13 protein-coding genes and 2 tRNA genes are annotated in these 18,623 nt (G+C 66.2%); 7 read left to right on the plus strand and 8 right to left on the minus strand.

What is annotated here, in order from left to right; all coding sequences use genetic code 11:
• Positions 1 to 65 precede the first annotated feature (65 nt).
• The 5 genes from hrpA to KY661_RS18225 form a co-directional block, all read right to left on the minus strand.
• Entirely contained in the window at positions 66 to 3,776 is a 3,711-nt protein-coding gene (gene hrpA, locus KY661_RS18205; RefSeq protein WP_225411410.1) for an ATP-dependent RNA helicase HrpA, read from the minus strand.
• A 128-nt stretch (positions 3,777 to 3,904) separates the two neighbouring features.
• Positions 3,905 to 4,660, minus strand: a complete 756-nt coding sequence (locus KY661_RS18210) for a DUF5953 family protein (protein ID WP_225411411.1) — start codon at positions 4,658 to 4,660, stop codon at positions 3,905 to 3,907.
• Positions 4,657 to 5,574 carry a DUF6310 domain-containing protein gene (locus KY661_RS18215; RefSeq protein WP_225411412.1) on the minus strand — a complete coding sequence of 306 codons (918 nt, stop codon included), beginning with the start codon at positions 5,572 to 5,574 and terminating at the stop codon, positions 4,657 to 4,659. Before KY661_RS18215 ends, KY661_RS18210 begins: the two co-directional genes overlap by 4 nt.
• Before the next feature lie 12 nt (positions 5,575 to 5,586).
• A complete protein-coding gene (locus KY661_RS18220; protein ID WP_225411413.1) occupies positions 5,587 to 6,828 on the minus strand; it encodes a PDDEXK family nuclease in 1,242 nt (413 codons plus the stop codon).
• A gap of 93 nt (positions 6,829 to 6,921) precedes the next feature.
• Positions 6,922 to 8,160, minus strand: coding sequence for an HNH endonuclease (locus tag KY661_RS18225; RefSeq protein WP_225411414.1), 1,239 nt, complete (start codon positions 8,158 to 8,160; stop codon positions 6,922 to 6,924).
• Between the two features lie 560 nt (positions 8,161 to 8,720).
• Between KY661_RS18225 and KY661_RS18230 the strand changes: the two genes are divergently transcribed.
• Complete coding sequence (locus KY661_RS18230; RefSeq protein ID WP_225411415.1) at positions 8,721 to 10,397, plus strand: DUF4268 domain-containing protein; 1,677 nt, start codon at positions 8,721 to 8,723, stop codon at positions 10,395 to 10,397.
• Positions 10,398 to 10,758: 361 nt separating this feature from the next.
• Here KY661_RS18230 and KY661_RS18235 read toward each other — a convergent pair.
• Positions 10,759 to 10,831 (minus strand) — tRNA-Glu (locus KY661_RS18235).
• A gap of 6 nt (positions 10,832 to 10,837) precedes the next feature.
• Positions 10,838 to 10,910, minus strand: a tRNA-Lys gene (locus KY661_RS18240).
• A 179-nt stretch (positions 10,911 to 11,089) separates the two neighbouring features.
• On the opposite strand from KY661_RS18240, the gene greB reads away from it, so the two are divergent.
• The 5 genes from greB to KY661_RS18265 all read left to right on the plus strand — a co-directional run bounded on the left by greB (position 11,090) and on the right by KY661_RS18265 (position 15,177).
• Entirely contained in the window at positions 11,090 to 11,626 is a 537-nt protein-coding gene (gene greB / locus KY661_RS18245) for a transcription elongation factor GreB (RefSeq protein WP_225411416.1), read from the plus strand.
• 12 nt (positions 11,627 to 11,638) lie between these two features.
• Positions 11,639 to 12,580, plus strand: coding sequence for a deacetylase (locus KY661_RS18250; protein ID WP_225411417.1), 942 nt, complete (start codon positions 11,639 to 11,641; stop codon positions 12,578 to 12,580).
• A 154-nt stretch (positions 12,581 to 12,734) separates the two neighbouring features.
• Positions 12,735 to 14,054 carry a PhoH family protein gene (locus tag KY661_RS18255; RefSeq protein WP_225411418.1) on the plus strand — a complete coding sequence of 440 codons (1,320 nt, stop codon included), beginning with the start codon at positions 12,735 to 12,737 and terminating at the stop codon, positions 14,052 to 14,054.
• Between the two features lie 21 nt (positions 14,055 to 14,075).
• Positions 14,076 to 14,381: an HP0495 family protein gene (locus tag KY661_RS18260; RefSeq protein WP_075009984.1), complete on the plus strand. Its 306-nt coding sequence runs from the start codon at positions 14,076 to 14,078 to the stop codon at positions 14,379 to 14,381.
• Between the two features lie 37 nt (positions 14,382 to 14,418).
• Entirely contained in the window at positions 14,419 to 15,177 is a 759-nt protein-coding gene (locus KY661_RS18265; RefSeq protein WP_225411419.1) for an SAM-dependent methyltransferase, read from the plus strand.
• Positions 15,178 to 15,204: 27 nt separating this feature from the next.
• On the opposite strand, the gene KY661_RS18270 is transcribed toward KY661_RS18265, so the two are convergent.
• Positions 15,205 to 16,296: a diacylglycerol/lipid kinase family protein gene (locus KY661_RS18270; RefSeq protein ID WP_225411420.1), complete on the minus strand. Its 1,092-nt coding sequence runs from the start codon at positions 16,294 to 16,296 to the stop codon at positions 15,205 to 15,207.
• Between the two features lie 347 nt (positions 16,297 to 16,643).
• Here KY661_RS18270 and dnaK point away from each other — a divergent pair, with 347 nt between their 5' ends.
• Positions 16,644 to 18,551: a molecular chaperone DnaK gene (dnaK, locus tag KY661_RS18275; RefSeq protein WP_225411421.1), complete on the plus strand. Its 1,908-nt coding sequence runs from the start codon at positions 16,644 to 16,646 to the stop codon at positions 18,549 to 18,551.
• Positions 18,552 to 18,623 lie beyond the last annotated feature (72 nt).

Consider the following 18,623-nt stretch of genomic DNA (forward strand, 5'->3'; position numbering starts at 1 on the left):
GCAGCGAAGGCGTCAAAGGGTGACGAACCCATGGCGCCGTATGCCAAGCAATGTGTTGGGGTGGCTTAGCGCAGCGCCGCGAGGGCCGCGCCGACCTTCGCCACCGTCACCGACACGGGCGTCGTCACCTCCGGAGCGAAGATGGCCACGCGGAGCTCCTCGAAGGCCCACCGCAGCTCCTGCGCCGCCTCCTGGTCACGCACGGTGGGGCGCCTGGCGAGGAAGGTCTCCCACAGGGGGGTGAAGGGCGCGGCCTTCCCTGCGTCCTTGGCGGGGTTCACCACCGCACGCGACAGCCGTGCCTGGGCCGCGCGGAGGTAGCGCGGGTAGTTCAGCAGGCGCACGAAGGGAATCCACTCGATGAGGTTCGCGGGGAACAGGTGCCCGAGCTGCGCGCGGATGTCCCGCACGGCCGCCGCGCCGCTCGGTCCCTTGGATGCTGCCTTGAGTGCAGCGAGCGTCGCAGCCAGCTCCGAGGAGGTGGCACCGACGGCGCCCGCCCACTCCCGGGCCACACGCTCGATGTGCGGTGAGCCCTCACGGACCAGCGCCTCGAAGGCCGCCTTCGTGCGGGGCAGCGGCGCACCCGGTGCGAGCTGGAACGCATCGTCGACGCTGCGTGCGAGGACGAGCGCCCGGAAGGCGTCGGCCTGGCCCCGCGCGGGCGGCGCGCCATCCAGGGACGGGAAGGGCAGCGGCATGCGCGCGGCGCTGACGGCCACGTGTCCGCGCGCGGCGAGCATCAGGAGCCGGCGGACCCCCGTGCGCGTGGCCGCGTCGGCGGCGGCGGATGTCTCGAGCAATACCAGGTCCACAGCCGCGCCCCGGTCGACGAGCGCGGGGTAGCTGCGGACCTCGAGCCCGCCTACCCGCCGGGTGACCACAGGGGGCAGCTCGCCGAAGGTCCAGGCCGTCAGCCCCTTGCGCTCCCAGTCCGAAGCCGGTGCTGCGCTGCGCAGCGCCGCCCGTGCACGTCCCCCGTACTGCTCGAGCAGCGCGTCGGCGTCGCGGCTCCGCGCGAGCTCCTTTCCCCGCTCGTCGAGCACCCGGAGCGTGATGCGCAGGTACGGCGCCACGGCATCCGCCCGGAGGGACTCCTCGGGCACGTCCACGCCGCACAGCCGGGACACCGCGCGCGCGAGCGCTGGAATCATCGGCCCGCGGAAGGGCACAAGTTCCTTCTCGAGACGGTCGACCAGGGCCGGCACGGGCCCCAGCTGCTTGCGCTGGGCGCGGGGGACCTGCTCGAGCAGGGCGGTGAGTTTCTCCCGCTGCCACCCAGGGATGGTCCAGTCGAGCTCACCCGGGCCCAACTGGGCGAGCAGCAGCAGCGGCACGCTCAGGGTGATGCCGTCGTCCTCGGCCGCAGGGTCGAAGGTGTACGTCACCGGCACGGACGCGCCGTGCAGGGTGATGGCGTCCGGGTAGTGCGCCGGGGACAGGCCCGGGTCGTGCGAGAGGGCATCCTCCATCGAGAGGACGAGCACGCCGGGGTCGGCCGCCTCGGCCTTGCGGCGCCAGGCCTCGAAGCTCGCTCCGTCCGTCACGTCCGCCGGGAGGCACTGGTCGAAGAACGTCAGCAGCGCCTCGCTGTCGAGCAGCTCGCTGCGCCGGGCCTTGTCCCGCAGGCGCGCCACGCGCTCGAGCACCTGGCGGTTCTTCTCCTGGAACGCCCCCCGGGTGCGGTACTCGCCGCGCACCAGGGCATGCTCGATGAACATCAGCCGTGCCCGGGCGGGGTCCATGCTGGCCAGGGCCACGGGGCGCTCCTTGAAGACCTGAAGCCCGAAGAGGGTCGCGTTCTCCTTCACCACGGCGCGCGCGGACTTCTCCGACCAGTGCGGTTCGGAGTAGCTGCGCTTGAGCAGGTGGGGGGCCGCCGCCGCGAGCCACTCCGGGTCGAGCTTCGCCACGGTGCGCGCGAACAGCTGGGACGTCTCCACGAGCTCGAACGCCATCACCCAGGCAGGGGGCTTTTTCGCGAGCGCCGACGAGGGGTGAACCATGAAGCGCGTCTGCTTCGCGCCCGTATAGTGGCGCTGCTCCGGATTCCACTGGCCGATGCGGGACAGGAGCCCGGTGAGGAGCGCCTGGTGCAGGACGTCCCCGCGCGCCGGGGCGCCCCGGCCCTTGCGCGGCAGGCGCAGCTCGCGGACGGTCTCCTCGAGCTGGCGCTGGACGTCCCGCCACTCACGCACCCGCAGGAAGGACAGGAAGTTGTCCCGGCACACGCGCCGCAGATGGGATGTCCCCCGGCCCTCGGCCTCGCGCACGAACGCCCACAGCTTGAGGAGCCCCGTGAAGTCCGAGTGCTCGTCACGGAAGCGCCGGTGCAACTCGTCCGCCTTCTGCGCGAGCTCCCGTGGCCGCTCACGCGGGTCCTGCAGGTTGAGCGCCGCGGCGACGATGAGCACCTCGTCCAGGCACCCGTACTCGGCGCCGGCGAGAATCATCCGCGCGATGCGCGGGTCCACCGGGAAGCGCGCGAGCTGGTGCCCGAGCGGCGTCAAGGTGCGATCCTTGCCCTCGATGGCCCCGAGTTCCTCGAGGACCCGCCAGCCCTCGGCGATGGCCCTCGGCTGGGGCGGGTCGAGGAAGGGGAAGTCCTCGACGTCACCGAGGCCGAGGGACTTCATCCGCAGGATGACCCCCGCGAGCCCGGTGCGCTTGATTTCCGGGTCGGTGAAGGCGGGCCGCGTGGTGAAGCCCGCCTCGTCGTAGAGGCGCACGCAGATCCCCTCGCGCACGCGGCCGCAGCGCCCTTTGCGCTGGTCGGCGCTGGCCTGGGAGACCGGCTCGATGTGCAGGCGCGTGGTGCCCGAGCGCGGGTCGTAGCGCGACAGGCGCGCCACCCCCGTGTCCACGACGTACACGATGCCCGGGATGGTGACCGACGTCTCCGCGACGTTGGTGGCGAGGATGACCCGGCGCTCGGGGATGGTGGCGAAGACGCGCGACTGCTCGGCGGCCGACAGGCGCGCATACAGGGGCTGCACCACCGTGCCGCGGAGCTCGCGCGCGTTCAGGGCATTCTCGGCCTCGCGGATTTCCCGCTCACCGGGGAGGAACACGAGGACGTCCCCGTCCGGGTCGAGAGAGAGCACGTCCGCCACCGCATCGGCGACGGAGTCGGCGAGCTCGGCGTCCTCGGGGGGCGGCTCGTAGAGCACGTCCACCGGAAAGGTACGGCCCTCCACCTGGATGACCGGAGCCCCCCCGAAGAACTGCGAGAAGCGCCCGGTCTCGATGGTGGCCGAGCTCACCACCACCTTGAGGTCGGGGCGCCTGGGGAGGATGCGCTTGAGCCACCCGAGCAGGAAGTCGATGGTGAGGCTGCGCTCGTGGGCCTCGTCGAGCACGATGGTGTCGTAGCGGCTCAGGAGCGGGTCGCTGTGAATCTGCGCGAGCAGCACTCCGTCGGTCATGAACTTCACGGCCGTCTGCCGGGACGAGCGGTCCTCGAAGCGAATCTGGTAGCCGACGTCCGTGCCCAGCTCCGTGCCGAGCTCGCGTGCCACGCGCGCCGCCACGCTCGTCGCGGCGATACGCCGGGGCTGGGTGACGCCAATCTGGCGCGAGCGGCCGCGCCCCATGGCGAGCAGGACTTTCGGCAGCTGCGTCGTCTTCCCCGAGCCAGTGGCCCCCGCGACAATGACCACCGGATGGGCGGTGATGGCCGCGGTGATGTCCTCCACCCGGCTCGAGATGGGGAGCTCGGGGGGGAAGTGCAGGGTGGGCAAGCCGCCGGGGGGGGGCACGGGTGAGTCACCGGACATGGCAGCATGGCCTAGCACTGAAGCGCACGCTCCGTCCTTGACGAATTAACTAAGCCATCCGGACTAATTCCGTTCAGGGGTACGCTGCGACGATGGTGAGCAGCGTACGCCGGAAGAGGGCAGGCTCATCAAGGCGTTGAGCGGCCGCCGATCTCGGGGAAGCGCTCATAAGCCCGCTTGAGCGCGTCCAAGTGGGCGGGGTTGTCGAGGTCGAGCGGCGTATCCGTGAGCTGCACGACCCACCCGCCCGTCTCCGTGCGCCGCGCCCGTGAGAGCAGCTCCGCGTCGCGCAATGGGTCCGGGAACCCGATGGCTTGAGCGGCAGCCGCAGACCAATAGTTCAGCCACCCAAGGTAATAGGGAATCTCGGGCGCGCGGATGTGCTCGAAAAGCTTCAGGGCGGGCAACCCCCGGCGTGGGGATGGCGGCCCGTCCAGCGTGGGTGCTGTCTGATACGCGATGTCCACCGCAGCGTCGTATGGCGTCGCTCGCCCCCATCGCGCACGTGCCCCCTCCGCCACGCCCTCCAGCACAGCCGCCGCTGACGCGATCACGGGCTCGTCCAGTGGCAGTTTTGCGTGCACCTCGAACTGGGCCTGACCGCCTGGGCTGAAGTGTCCCGGGTTTTCCGTTCCCCAGACCGTCACGGGGTAACTCTCGTCCCCGTTACACACGAGAGGGAACCCTCCATCCTCAATCTTTTCCGTGAGCCACGCGTCACGCTGCGGCAATGCAATGGGGCGCCCGCTTTTAGAAAGCCGCCATTCCAGCCGCAAACCGGGAAGCGCCTTCTCCATTCCATGAACGCTGTCGATTGCGCGGCGGTCTTTGCCTGCAAGCGCAGGCGCGTAGACGATGAAGGTGAGTCTTTTTCGCGTAGTCATCGCTTACACCCCGTGACGACGACATTCAGGGACTGATTCTCTTGCAACAACGCGTCTTTGTGCGCCTCGGTACTCACCCCAATGACAAAGTCATATCCACATGTCATCGCAGCCTTTCTCTCCTTGCGTAGCTGCTCGACCTCCCTCTTAATCTCCCGATCCCGGACGAAGTCATTGTACAAGTCGAATTGATGGGTCTTGATCTCCCACAGCTTGCGCACACCGACTTGCAGTGCATCGAAACGCACACCGCCAACGAGCACGTCCATTCCAGGATAACGATTGGGCGGGAACTTGTCGGCGCACTCATTGTGCGGATCGTCCTTTCCTGCGTGAGGCACTGGAACTGGCTCGCAACTGGCGCGGCCTGTCCGGTTCACGGGGACAGGCGGCACTGGAGGCTGCCTGTCCTGCCCCGCTGGCTCGGGTTTCAGCTTGGGTTTGCGTTGCGCTTCAGCTTCCCGGGATGTCACCCTCGTTCCTCGTGAGGACCCTGCTTCCTCGGGGTAGAGGTGGCGTAATTCATACGCGTCCAGCGCCTCCTTGATGGCAACCGCCACTACCATCGCTCCGAGGACTATCACGGCACCCGCGACGATCTCAGGAGCCACCAGCACGCAAAACCCGAGTCCCACTGCAGCGGCGCCAGCGGAGGCGACCGCGCATCTTCCTGTAGTGTCGTGGAACTCGATCCGTTCATGGTCGAGAGCCTGAAAGCACCTCTCCACCAGCACGGGCCAAGGCTGGGAAGCTTCGCGGACAACGCATTGCCCACCGTCCCTCCAAGGCAGCGCCGCAGCTCGCTGGAGATTGGCGACCCTTGTGTTCTTGGGCATGTGCACTCTTTGGCCCGGCGCGGATGTCGTGCAGGCCGAGAGAAGGATTAGAACAGCAATGTACGCGCGGAAAAGCATGACTACGTCCGTTCAGTTCAGTCGGGGTTTCATTATGGGGCAGCTACTCCGAGGCACCGCTCTCGGCAGCAAGCGGCAGCAGCCGCCGAAGAGCTGCTGCCCATCCATCGAACTGCTCGGCCACAGATTCGATGCGCGGGACCTTGCCGCCGATCCGGACCTGCCACTTGGTGCCCGCGCACCAGGGCGATTCGTGGGCGCTGCCGTCCCACGCACTTGCAAGCGCCTCGTTGTACTCGCGAGCAAATCTGGCACCGAGCACGAACCCAGACTCACTGGTCCATACCTACCCATCACGTTGGATGAGCCAAGGTTGGCGGTCTTACTGCTCGGTGCTGCCCACTTGAGGTTCAAGGCCTGCCGGAACTCCGGATAGATCCCCAGCGGCGATAGGGTCTCCAGGAACGTCTTCAGCCTCTCGGGAAGGGCAGGGTGGCGGTCCTGCATGGCCTCGAAGAACTCCTCGGCGCTGATACTGCCGGACACGGGCTTAGAAGCAGAGGCCGCGCCCGCGTTGGGAGAACCCGCCGTAACAGCGATGCCGTTGCCCTCGATACGGACGACGCCCCGTTCGATGAGCTGCGTCCGAACCAGGGTCCGGGGCACGACCAGTCTCTGGCCCGTCCCGTGCAAGTCGAAGATCGACAACTCGACGAGGGCGAACGTGAACCGGAAGCCAGCGTGCGACTGGAGCGACTCCATGAGCCGCTTCGTCTCGGATCGGATGCCGTCACCGACGACGAGAACCACAATTCGGCCGGAGCACAGGTTCCCGTTTACGGCATCCACGAACTCATGTTCCGGCAGTCGATCTGCCTCCGGAATAAGGGCCCAGAGGCTCGACGGCTTCGGACGGCCGCCGAACTTTCCGCGAAGGGCGGTGGTCTCGAAGTCCGAGTAGTTCATCTCGAAGATGCAGCTCGCGTAGTCCAGGGCCTGCGCGACAACCCTCCGTTGGGACTCAGGGTTCCGCCAGAGCTTCGCCTCGACGATGACGATGTTTCCGTCCGGGGTAATGAAGAGGTTGTCCACGGGGCCGTGCTTCGTTGGGAACTCCCGGCACACCGGCACCAGCGCTTCGAACGCTGGCTCAATCTGCTCCAAGGGGAGAACCTCCGGGTGCTCGAACAGGAGTTCCTGGAGGAAGGACTCGTAGGTGCCGCCGTTGTCGGCCTTGGTGCCAAGCTCGACCTTGGTGAGCGCGACTGCGCCCTCTTTGGTGACGAGCACTGGTGTTCCATCGCGCTGACTCACTAGATCCTCCAGTCCATTCGAGGCGGAGAGAAATACCCCGGACGCCGACTCTGAGGCGATGACTTCGGCTGAAGCCATCGCACTCAGACCGTACTAACCACCGTCCTCGACTTGTGCGGGCATACCCCGTTGAGTTTCGGTGTCACCCTGCGGGCGGCGCTGAACGAGTTCATCCAGGGGTCTGCACTGACCACCGATGTGGATCATCACGTGGCAGTTCGCGCAGACGATAGCGAGATCATCGAGCCTCGTCTCGGAGGGCGATTCGCGACTGCTCAGCGGGTGCAGGTGATGAACCTGTGCGTACCGCTCTCCGAGCGCCCCGTAGACCTCGCTGAAATGGAAGCCGCAGCCAGGCACCTCGCAGCGAAGACCAACACCGCTACTCAGGGCCCTCGCGATCTTGTCCTCTCGAAGGCGGCGCTCGCGCCTGCGGTGCCGGACGTAGGTGTACCGAACCGCACCTTCAAGTGCTGCCCCAGGGCCATCTTCACCAGCGGAGGGAGTTTCCTGCTCTTGACCTACGCGCTCGGCCCACATCTGCTCAAGGACCGTCGCCGCAGCCGAGTTGATGCTGATACCCGACCGCTGGGTGTTCCAGTGAACCTCGTTCAGGGCTCCACCGACCAGAGTGTCGCGAGGGATGAGCGCCCCCTGGTCATGGACTGGATGGAGGAGGGTTTCGAACTCGAAGCGGATCCCGTTGTCCCAGTTGCTCGTGGCCCATCCGGTGGCGAAGATGCCGCGAGGCTCGACACCTTGACGGAGCCAGAAGAGTCGGTCGCCCTTCCGAACCTGGGAGTTCCCACATCGCCATTCGTCATCGGCAGGTGCTCGACCGGTACGAACAGCTTCGACGTCTTCCTCCAGGGTCTCCCAATGCCAGTTTTCAGGATTCCATGTGAGCAGGAAGGCCGGTGGCGTCGGCTCCGGCCGCGAGCCGACGCGCCGCAGGTGAAAGCGCGCGGGCCCGCCACCCTCGTGGGAGACGTAGGTAAATCGGCCAACGTACCGAAATCCTTCATGCAGATGTTCCGACTTGTGGCGGCGATGAAAGGCGAGAAGCTCGCGACCATCCCTTGCGTGGTCGATCAAGAGCCGGTCGGTCCTGCCCTTCATCTGACCGTCCATGAAGAGGTCATCTCCGTCGAGTTGGTCGGTGTACTGCGTCCGGTCTGCGGTCTTCACCTCGGTCACAAAAATCCAAACGGATTCATGTCCCTTGGGTAGGAAGATGCCGTTGTCGAGAGTGGCGTCGGTGATGCCGAACTGCTCGCGCAGCGTCTCGCGGGAGTAGATGGCTCCAAGAGTAAGGTGCTCAGAGGTTTTCATCCGGATCTGATAATCGCCTGAGTAGGCCCGTGAAGTCGCCTGCTTCAGCTACCCTTGGACCTGACACGGGTAGTGGTCGTTCCCACATCCGGGCACGAGCAGGTGGAGATGGTGCTGCTGGCTGCTGACGGCTGGAGCCCCCGTGTCGCCCAGCACATGGGTGGCAGGCACTGGCTCGCCACCGCCAGAGCATCCATCAACGTGAGCCTGCCCCGGTTTAGTGGCTATCCCGCAGTTTGTGTGGCTCCTGGTCTCATGCGGACGGCCGCCCGAGTGGGGCTCGCCTTCTCGCTGCCTTTGAAGCACACGAAGTGCGGGAGAACCACCAAATCGGGGCAAGCCCAGGCGTGCTGCTCGAAGATGCCCGCTTGGCGGCGGTGCTCGGGCCCAACTCGGCGAGGGCGAGTGGTTCACCCGGGTAGCGTGACCTCGCGGCCCGGAATAAGGTTTTTTTCCCAGGAACTGCGCGCCCGTCCGCTATTGTGTCGGAGCGCTGTAAGACCATCAGGGGGAGGACCGCTATGCCTTTTACAGTCAAGGACCTCATCGGTGACAGGGGCATGCCCGTCACCGCGAAGCTCGATGAGTCAGTCCGAGATGCGTACACGCGGATGCGTGAGAACGACTTCAGCCAGCTTCCAGTGGTGGAAGAGGATGGCCAGCCCTTCGGACTCATCACTAACGGCACCATCTTGCGCGCTCTGAGCCATCTGGGCACGAAGATGGCTGACCTCCGGGTTCTTGATGCGACCGACGAGCGATTCGATGCCTTCGAACTCGATGATGACCTCTTCGAGGCACTCGATCACCTGGGCGATAATAGCGCGGTGCTTGTTGTCAATGCCGACAACAAGCTGACCAGCATCGTCACGAGCTTCGACGCGACCGAGTTCTTCCGGAACCGGTACGAAGACATGATGTTGGTCGAGGACGTGGAGAGCACGCTCAAGGACCTCATCCGGTTTGCCTTTACCAACGACACCGGTGAACCGGATGATGCCGCACTCGGCAAGCTCATCGCCGACATGGCGGGAGGTCGGAAGAAGACCTTCAAGTTGGTCCGGGCTATTGTCAACCGCTACCTCAAGGCCACCGCGAGCAACGGGAAGTTCGATGAGCCTCGACTGAATGAGGCCTTCAACGAGGAATACCCGTCACAGAACGGGCAGACGCTCGATAATCTGACCTTCAATGACTTCACCCAGATGCTCGTCGACGGCGGGAAATGGGACCGGCTTGGCAGCGTGTTGAGGGACAGCAAGAGCATCAAGGAACTGCTCGATAAGGTACGTGACACGCGCAACGCCCTGGCCCACTTCCGCGGGAAACCTTCTCCCATGGATAGGGACGCCCTGCGCTATTGCAATGAGCAATTGACGCGGGCCAAGGATCGACTCACGTTGAAGCGTCCGGTCAAGTCGGCTACTCCCATCACTTCCATCCCGCCTCCGTCTGCGGCCCTTGAGCAGATTGAACCAGCGGCGGAACTGGAGCAGCCGGATGAGAGCCGGTATGCGCGGCTCGCGCTCTACCTCACGGCCCAGCCAACCGTGGTCGACCGCATTGACCTGTCATTCGACCAGGTTCAGCACATCATTCGAGGGCGCCTCCCGGACTCCGCCCGGAAGCATCGTTCATGGTGGGCGAACGACGCCCAGACCCACATCCAGTCCCGCCTGTGGCTTGAGGCAAGCTGGCGAGTCGTCGATATCAACCTGAGTGAAGGCCGCGTCACCTTCGCGCGCACCCGCGAGCGCGATCAACTCTATCTCGCATTCAATACCGCACTGCAGAACGAACTACGCGCGAAGACGAAGCTTGCTTTGCGGAGCGTGAAGTCCCCAGCGATGAGCTGGCTCTGGCTGGTGGACCTCCCCGAGGGACGCACGGCGGCTGCCCATCTGGGAGTGTCCTTCGCGCTGCGCGACCGCTTCCGCGTCGAGCTCTACATTGACAACGGTAGCGCTGCGGACAACAAGGCCCTGTTTGATAGGCTGCTCGCGGAGCGCCAAGCCATCGAGACCATTGTGGGCATGCCCATTCAGTGGGAGAGGCTCGATAACAAGCGCGCGTCACGCATTGCCGTCTACCATCGAGGCGTCATCACGGACACGCCAGACGAACTTGAAGCGTTGCGGATGTGGGCGGTGGACAAGGTGGTGCGCTTCCATGAGGCCTTAGCGCCGCGCGTGGACTATGAGATGCTCCGCACGCTCCTGCTCGACGAGGAAGCCTGACCGGCACTGGCCCTGTGAACCGAGTCCTGCACCCAATCCCAAGGACGCGCGCATCACGGAGCTGGCCGCGACAGTGGAGGAAATGAGGAAGGAGCGCACGCCCCGCTTGGACTTTCGCGGGGCTGCTGAGCCGTGCGTTCGCGCTGGAAGGGATTCACCTGCGAGGGGGGGCGGCAGGCGCCGGATGCTCTCGTACCCTACGGCCCCGGTAGGGGCGCGCGATTTTGGAATACTTGGAACTGCCCTCGCGGTCTGCTCAATAGGTCTCCGGTTTGGAGACATTCTGGCGACGCGCCGGAGCCAGAAAAGCATCGGGGCCGGAAACCGCTGAGATTCCAGCAGCTTCCGGCCCCGATTGATGTGTCCCCGACGGGATTCGAACCCGTGTTACCGGCTTGAAAGGCCAGCGTCCTGGGCCTCTAGACGACGGGGACGCACTGTGAGTCGCGGGGGGCTCGAACCCCCGACCCTCGGCTTAAAAGGCCGGTGCTCTACCAGCTGAGCTAGCGACTCGCACTATTCTTTTTTCCCGACCTGCTCAAAAAGCCGGACGCCTCTCTACCAGCACTTCTGCCCAACTTCCACTGGCGCGCGCATGTCCGGTGTCCTGGCAGGGTGGCCCGTTCTTCCGGTGAACGTCTCCGCCCCTTCGGGGTGGCTCCTCCCCCAGTGGGGGGCGCTATACAGGCGGAATGCGTCAGGATGTCCCCCCAGAGCAGGATGATCCCGAAGAGGAGGCCGAGGAGGCCACGGGCCCCCAGCGCCGGTATCTCACCCGGGCTGGGGCGGAGCGCATGCACCGTGAGCTCCTGAAGCTCCTCAATGAGGAGCGGCCCAAGGTCACCGCCGAGGTCTCCGCCGCCGCCGCCCAGGGCGACCGCTCGGAGAACGCCGAGTACATCTACGGCAAGAAACGGCTGCGGGAGATCGACCGCCGCATCCGCTTCCTCCAGCGGCGTCTGGACACGGCCACCATCGTGACGCCCTCGGAGCAGACCGACACCGGCCGGGTCTACTTCGGCGCCACGGTCACCCTGGAGGACGAGGACGGGAACCACACCACGTACCAGATCGTGGGCTCGGACGAGATCGACACCCAGGGCGGGCGGATCAGCGTGGAGTCTCCCATCGGCAAGGCCCTGCTTCGCAAGGCCGTGGGCGACAGCGTGGAAGTGATGCGCCCCCGCGGCGAGATCGAACTCACCATCGTCGCGATCTCCTACACATAGGAGGACCCCCGGATGCCGCGGACGCCTCAGCCAGAAGCGCGTTTCCGCCGCATCTACCGGCGCTTGAGCGCCTCCCAACTGTCCGTCACCGGACAGGACGGCACGCTGAGCCTGGATGAGCTGGGGCTGGATTCCCGGGACGAGCGGGTGTCGCTTGCCTTTGGCGTCTACAGCCGCCAGGGCATGGAGAACGCCCTGCGCGAGTACGGGATGATCCAGCGCTTGGAGGAGCGCGGTCTGGGGCGGCTCGAGCTGCGGCTGAACCTCGATGAGCCGTTCCGTCCCCGCATCGTGCTCTGGAGCCTGCGCTACAAGGCGGCCGTGGTGGACATCGCGCTGCGCAAGGTGCCCGGCGAGGACGTGGGCCTCCCTCCGCCGCTCGAAGGCCGCCCGGTGCTCTACCTGGACTCCTTTACCCTCCAGCACCCCGGGCGCACCTTCGACTGGAACCGCCCGCCGTTGCCCGGGCAGGTTCACCCCGGGCTGGCGCTCTCGGCGGAGATCCTCGAACTGCTGCTGCTCATGACCCGCCGCATCGGGGCCGAGGCCATGGCGCTGACCCCGGCCACGTTCTCCGCCGCGTGGGTCTATGCCCGGTATTTCCATTTCATCGAGGGCTCGGCCCAGGGGCTCTTCCAGGCCCTGCGCAGGGCAGGGCGGCAGCGGCCCCGGTGGTTGCTGGCCTGGGCGGTGGAGCTGGGATGTGTGCGGGGTCCGGGGGGCGAGCCGGTGCGGTTCGTTCCCTCGCCCATGCTCGCCGCGGGCTCCCGGCGCATGGGCCGCCTCTTCGAGGATGAGGACTGGCTCGCCGAGGTGAAGGCTCATTCCCGGGTCCCATTGACGATCGACTTCGAGGCGCTCCAGGACCGGTTCCCCTGGGCGCTCATGCCGCCCGGTCCTCCTCCAGAGCACGTGGCGGACGTGCTCACCTATGATCCGCTCGCCTCGTCCTGACGCCCGGAAGCCCTGAAACTGGGCAGAATCGTGCACCCGGGGCTCAAGATGGGTGTTTCGCCCGGGAAGGGGTGCCTATATTCGGGTGTAGAAGGTTCTGTGCCAGCAGCGTCTCCGCGGTCGCACCCGAACTCCAGGTCGCGAAACCACCACGATGCCCAAGAACTTCATCCTCGACACCAACGTCCTGCTCCATGATCCGCGCAGCATCTACGGTTTCAGGGACAACAACGTCATCATCCCGATCTACGTCATTGAGGAGATCGATCAGTTCAAGAGGGATCTGTCCGAGCTGGGCAGGAACGCGCGCCAGGTCGCCCGCTACCTGGACTCCTTCCGGGCGGAGGGCTCGCTGAAGGAAGGCGTTCCCCTGCCGCAAGGCGGGTTCCTCCGGGTGGGGTTCGCGGACGCCGAGCTGCCGCCGCCGCTGGCGGACAGCAACCTGATGGACAACCGCATCCTCGCGGTGGCCATCGACCTGATGAAGCGCGAGCCGGACACCCAGGCCGTCTTCATCACCAAGGACACGAACCTGCGCATCCGCGCGGACGCGCTGGGCCTCATCGCCGAGGACTACGACACCGAGCGCGTCGAGATCACCGAGCTGTACACCGGCTTCACCGAGCTGCTCGTGCCGCGGGAGCTGGTGGATCAGATGTACAAGCCCGGCGCCGAGGTGGAGGTGCCGGAGCAGGACAAGCTCTTCCCCAACCAGTGCCTGCTGCTCAAGGACGAGATCAACCCGTCCCACACGGCCATGGGGCGCTTCAACGCCACCAAGGGCAAGGTGGTGCCGCTGTTGCGCAGCATCAAGGACGGCATCTGGGGCGTGCGGCCGCGCAACATGGAGCAGTCCTTCGTGCTGGACCTGCTGCTCAACGATGACATCAAGCTGGTGACGGTGGTGGGCAAGGCCGGCACGGGCAAGACGCTGATGGCCATCGCCGCGGGGCTCAACAAGGTGACCGAGGAGAACCTGTACCAGAAGCTCCTGGTCAGCCGGCCCATCTTCCCCCTGGGGCGGGACATCGGGTATCTGCCCGGCAGCGTCGAGGAGAAGCTCAACCCCTGGATGCAGCCCATCTTCGACAACGTGGAGTTCCTGATGAACCTCAGCCGGGCCGACAAGAAGGCGGGCCGGGGGTACCATGAGCTCATCGACCTGGGGCTGATGGAGATCGAACCGCTGACCTACATCCGCGGCCGGAGCATCCCCAGCCAGTTCATCATCGTGGACGAGGCCCAGAACCTCACGCCCCACGAGGTGAAGACCATCGTCACCCGCGTGGGGGACCACACGAAGATCGTCCTCACCGGGGACCCCTTCCAGATCGACAACCCCTACGTGGACGCGACGAACAACGGCCTCGTGCACGTGGTCAACCGCTTCAAGAACGAGAAGATCGCAGGCCACATCACCATGGCCAAGGGCGAGCGCAGCGCCCTGGCCGAGCTCGCGGCGAACCTGCTCTGAGCCGCGTGGACGAGACGTGTCATGAAGAAGGATGGCCCCCAGGACCCCTCTGCCGGAGGGGACGAGAAGAAGGACCTCATCGAGTACCCCTCCGTCTACGCCTTCAAGGTGATGGGGGTGCAGGAGCCCGGCTTCGCCGAGTACGTGCGGCAGCTCTTCTCCCGGCTGATGGGAACGGAGATTTCACCGGACTCCCTGCACGAGCAGCCCAGCAGCAAGGGCAAGTACGTGTCGGTCACCGTGTCGGTGTACCTGCTGTCCGAGGAGCACCGCCGGGCGATCTACGCCCAGCTCCATCAGGAAAAGCGGATCGTTTATTACCTGTGACGAAGTGCCTGCCAGGTAGGGTATAAGGCGAGACTGCATGAGTCCGGCTGGGTCTTTCCCGCTCAACTATCCAGGTGACGCTCGGCGCGCCTTCGGCTCCGAGGAGCTGACCCGCCGCTTCGCCCGGGTGGCGCAGCTGGAGCCGGGCTCCCGCGTGCTCGTGCTCGGCGCAGGCCCCGTCAACGCGGCGGTCCTGCTGGCAAGGGATCTCGGCTGCTCGGTGGTGGCGGCCGACACGGAGGAGTCCCTGCTCGTCCCGGTGCGGGAGCGGGTGAGGGCGCTGGGCCTCGGAGACCGGGTGGAGGTCCGCCGGGTCGATCTGGGCCAGCCCGGGTTTCCCGACGGTGAGTTCGACGCGGTGCTGATCCAGGGCCGCGTCTTCTCCCCGCTGGCGCATTCCCTGCGCTCGCTGCGCCGCGTGCTGTCCCTCCGGGGCCGCCTCGGGATGACCTTTCCGTCCCGGGTGGGGCGCTTCCTGCCCCGGGCGTCGATGGAGTTCTGGGAGAAGCGGCTGGGCGCGCCGTTGCTGCTGCCCCGCGAGCTGCTGCTCGCCATGGAGTCCGAGGGCTACGAGCCCGAGTCGGTGGAGACGCTGCCCGAGCCGGAGCTGGATGGCCTCTACCAGGACGTCGAGTCCCACCTGGAGGGGCTGCCCGAGGCCGAGGTCCAGGTGCTGCGGCAGGAGATCTCCCTGCACCGCGAGCAGCACGGCAAGCCTGGGGTGAGCTTCTCGTTCTTCATCGGCCGCCGCAAGGAGCCGGGGGAGAAGCCGCCCGCGTCCCGGGACCGCGGCTAAGGCCGCGGCCTCCGGCCCGTCACCGGGTCAGTTCATCTCGCCGTGGAAGTCCACCAGGTCGATGGACTCGGGGGCCACGGAGAGGGTCAGCGTCTCGCGATAGCCCGCCGCGTCGCCGCCCACCTGGAAGGGCATGGGCTTGGCGAAGCGGATCGTCACTTCCTTGGCGTGGAAGTCGTGGATGCCTTCGGGGAACCAGCGGCCCGCCCACATCTTGGGCAGGTGGGCGAGGATGCTCGCCGTGCTCACCTGGCCCAGCCGCAGGTGCATCATCCCGCGGCGGTGGTTGGCGAACGGGAACATCCGGAAGCCGTAGCCGTAGAAGGGCATGGTGGCCGCGGCGGCCATCATCAGGTTGCCCCGGAAGAGCACCTCGCCCGCGCCCAGCGGCTGGCCCACGGGGCTGCCATCCGCTCCCAGCCGGTAGGCCTCGCCCGCGTGGCCATTGCGAATCTCACACTCCACCGAGGTGGAGTTCACCATGTAGTGCGGCACCGTCTTGAAGGCCACGGCGGAGAAGTAGCCCCCGCTGCCCGTCATCATCTTCTTGAAGAAGCCCTTGCCCAGGTTCTCCTTCACCCAGATGTAGTCGTTGAGCAGCTTGCCATCCACGCCCAGGCCGGCGAATGGGGCGCGCTGGCCATCCACCATCAGCAGGTCCATGCGCCGGGAGCCGGACACATCCCCCGAGCGGGCCCGCACCACGTCATGGAGGATGCCGTCACCCCGGGTGCTGGAGGCGTTGACGAACGAGGCGATGCCATTGCCGGTGCCCAGCTTCAGCACGCCGAAGCGCGGCAGGGGCTGCCCGGCGAACCGGCCTCGGGCCTCCGTCTGGCGGATGAGCTCGTTCACGAAGCCCATGAAGGTGCCGTCCCCACCGCCGGTGAAGACCATGGGGTAGCCGCGCTCGAGTACTTCCTGAGCAATCCGCCGGGCATCCAAGGGCGAGCGCGACAGGAACAGATCCTCTTCCGGAACGACATGCGAAAGCGCCTTCACAACCCGGGCGTCGACCTTCCGGGCGTTGGCGTTGAGCAGCACGGCAACCCGCGGTGTGGCACTCGGGCTCGTCGGGAGCTGTTGGAGTTCCGGCGAGCGAAGGGGCTGTACCAGCATGGGGGGCAGGCTCCTGAGGGGGAGGAACGTGTCGATGCGCCAATCAGCGCGTGAGGTTGGTACTGCACATTCCTCGCCAAGCCCTGATGCGTTGCGTCAGGCAAAATCAGCCGAGGAATTTCAAAGGGTTGTTCGGTCTTGTGGCGATCAATTGCCTGGCCGGTTGCTACGTGGCGGTGACGGCGGTGTAGAGCGTGTTACGCAGTGGTGACAACGCCATGACAGGGATGTGAGGCGGGCCCGGGTCCGTTCGGATCCCGAGTGGGTTTGACACCCCCCCATGGGTGGTTACGTTGGGCGTACATCAGGATTTTTTGCGAAAAACGCAGTCATTTCCGGAGGATACCGTGGGCAAGATCATCGGAATCGACCTGGGCACCACCAACAGCGTGGTGGCGATCATGGAGGGTCGCGAGCCCAAGGTCATTGTGAATGAGGAGGGCAGCCGGATTACTCCCTCCGTGGTGGCGTTCACCAAGGACGGCGAGCGGCTGGTCGGGCAGGTGGCCAAGCGCCAGTCGATCACCAACCCCGAGCGCACCGTCTATTCGATCAAGCGCTTCATGGGCCGCCGTCACGAAGAGACGACGGAAGAGGCCAAGCTGGTCCCCTATAAGGTGGCCCGTGGGCCCCATGGGGATGCGCGCGTCGAGATCGACGGCAAGCAGTTCAGCGCGCCGGAGATCTCCGCGCAGGTGCTGCTCAAGCTCAAGCGCGCCGCGGAGAACTACCTGGGCGAGAAGGTGACCGAGGCGGTCATCACCGTCCCGGCGTACTTCAACGACGCCCAGCGCCAGGCGACCAAGGACGCGGGCGAGATCGCCGGCCTCACGGTGCGCCGTATCGTGAACGAGCCGACGGCCGCCGCGCTGGCCTACGGCCTGGACAAGAAGAAGGACGAGAAGATCGCCGTCTACGACTTTGGCGGTGGCACCTTCGACGTGTCCATCCTGGAGGTGGGTGAGAACGTCGTGGACGTGCTCGCCACCAACGGCGACACCCATCTGGGTGGCGACAACATCGACCAGCGGCTCATGGACTGGCTGATCACCGAGTTCAAGAAGGACACCGGGCTCGATGTCAGCAAGGACAAGATGGTGCTCCAGCGCCTGAAGGAGGCGGCGGAGAAGGCCAAGATCGAGCTGTCCAGCGCCATGGAGACGGAGATCAACCTCCCGTTCCTCACGGCGGACGCCTCGGGCCCCAAGCACCTCAACGTCAAGCTGACGCGCGCGAAGTTCGAGGCGATGATCGATGACCTCATCGAGCGCTCGCTGGAGCCGTGCCGCAAGTGCCTCAAGGACGCGGGCGTGGAGCCCAAGGACCTGAACGAGGTGGTGCTCGTCGGCGGCTCGACGCGCATCCCCAAGGTGAAGGAGGCCGTGCAGCGGCTGTTCGGCAAGAAGCCGAACGAGAGCGTGAACCCGGACGAGGTGGTGGCCGTGGGCGCCGCCGTGCAGGCCGGTGTGCTCTCGGGCGAGGTGAAGGACATCCTCCTGCTCGACGTCACCCCGCTGTCGCTGGGCGTGGAGACGCTGGGTGGCGTGATGACCAAGCTCATCGAGCGCAACACCACCATCCCCACCCGCAAGTCGGAGACCTTCTCCACGGCCGCGGACGGGCAGACGCAGGTGGAGATCCACGTGCTGCAGGGTGAGCGCGACATGGCCAGCGACAACCGCAGCCTCGGCCGCTTCCACCTGACGGGCCTGCCGCCCGCGCCGCGCGGCATGCCGCAGATCGAGGTGACGTTCGACATCGACGCCAACGGCATCCTCAACGTCAGCGCCAAGGACAAGGCCACCAACAAGGAGCAGAAGGTCACCATCACCCACTCCTCGGGCCTCGCGAAGGACGAGGTGGAGAAGATGGTGGCGCAGGCCCGCGAGAACGAGGCGGCCGACAAGTCCCGCCGCGAGCTGGTGGAGCTGAAGAACCAGGCCGAGAGCCAGGCCTACGCCGCGGACAAGATGCTCAAGGAGAACAAGGACAAGCTCTCCGCGGATGGGGCCAAGGCGCTCGAGGAGGCCGTCACCGAGCTCAACAAGGTCCGCGAGGGTCAGGACAAGGACGCCCTCAAGGCCGCGCTCGAGAAGCTCCAGCAGGCCAGCTACAAGGTCGCCGAGGAGATGTACCGCGCCACCGGCCAGGCCGGTGGGGTGCCTCCTCCGGGCGCGGAGCCTTCCGCGGCGCCGGGCAGCCAGGCGGCCCCGAAGAAGGACGACGTGGTGGACGCCGAGTTCCGCCAGTCGTGATGCCAGCGGCGTGAGCCTGTCTGGTTGAGAAGAGGGCCGGTGCTCCCCTGGGGGCCCGGCCCTCTGTGTTTC

The organism is Allostigmatella hybrida, assembly GCF_020103775.1.
GTDB classification, from domain to species: Bacteria; Myxococcota; Myxococcia; order Myxococcales; family Myxococcaceae; genus Hyalangium; species Hyalangium aurantiaca.

Excerpts from the sequence above, each read along its gene's own strand:
- hrpA (WP_225411410.1), bottom strand. The coding sequence starts at position 3,776 with ATGTCCGGTGACTCACCCGTGCCCCCCCCCGGCGGCTTGCCCACCCTG.
- KY661_RS18210 (WP_225411411.1), bottom strand. The coding sequence starts at position 4,660 with ATGACTACGCGAAAAAGACTCACCTTCATCGTCTACGCGCCTGCGCTT.
- KY661_RS18215 (WP_225411412.1), bottom strand. The coding sequence starts at position 5,574 with ATGCTTTTCCGCGCGTACATTGCTGTTCTAATCCTTCTCTCGGCCTGC.
- KY661_RS18225 (WP_225411414.1), bottom strand. The coding sequence starts at position 8,160 with ATGAAAACCTCTGAGCACCTTACTCTTGGAGCCATCTACTCCCGCGAG.
- KY661_RS18230 (WP_225411415.1), top strand. The coding sequence starts at position 8,721 with ATGCCCGTCACCGCGAAGCTCGATGAGTCAGTCCGAGATGCGTACACG.
- greB (WP_225411416.1), top strand. The coding sequence starts at position 11,090 with ATGCGTCAGGATGTCCCCCCAGAGCAGGATGATCCCGAAGAGGAGGCC.
- KY661_RS18250 (WP_225411417.1), top strand. The coding sequence starts at position 11,639 with ATGCCGCGGACGCCTCAGCCAGAAGCGCGTTTCCGCCGCATCTACCGG.
- KY661_RS18255 (WP_225411418.1), top strand. The coding sequence starts at position 12,735 with ATGCCCAAGAACTTCATCCTCGACACCAACGTCCTGCTCCATGATCCG.
- KY661_RS18260 (WP_075009984.1), top strand. The coding sequence starts at position 14,076 with ATGAAGAAGGATGGCCCCCAGGACCCCTCTGCCGGAGGGGACGAGAAG.
- KY661_RS18265 (WP_225411419.1), top strand. The coding sequence starts at position 14,419 with ATGAGTCCGGCTGGGTCTTTCCCGCTCAACTATCCAGGTGACGCTCGG.
- KY661_RS18270 (WP_225411420.1), bottom strand. The coding sequence starts at position 16,296 with ATGCTGGTACAGCCCCTTCGCTCGCCGGAACTCCAACAGCTCCCGACG.